This is a genomic window from Klebsiella sp. MS 92-3 (assembly GCF_000195655.1).
Classification (GTDB): Bacteria; Pseudomonadota; Gammaproteobacteria; order Enterobacterales; family Enterobacteriaceae; genus Klebsiella; species Klebsiella pneumoniae.
This window is the reverse complement of the sequence record NZ_GL882832.1, coordinates 1-274: the sequence shown is the minus strand read 5'-3', so window position 1 is coordinate 274 and position 274 is coordinate 1. Positions and strand designations below refer to the sequence as shown.

Genomic DNA, 274 nt, shown 5'->3' with positions numbered 1-274 from the left:
ATACCACGACCTCAAAGGCCGACAGCAGGCCCAGAAGACGCTCCAGCGTGGACAACGTGCGTTCACCGAATACGTGCGCCACAACCGTCCTCCGTATCCTGTCATACGCGTAAAACAACCAGCGCTGGCGTGATTTAGCACCGACGTAACCCCACTGTTCGTCCATTTCCGCGCAAACAATGACGTCACTGCCCGGTTGTATGCGTGAGGTTACCGACTGCGGTCTGAGTTTTTTAAGTGACGTAAAATCGTGTTGAGGCCAACGCCCATAATG

General features: G+C 54.4%; 1 pseudogene. It reads right to left on the bottom strand.

The window, feature by feature from the left end:
• Positions 1 to 274: pseudogene (locus HMPREF9538_RS32955) on the bottom strand (IS1 family transposase); the annotation flags it as partial.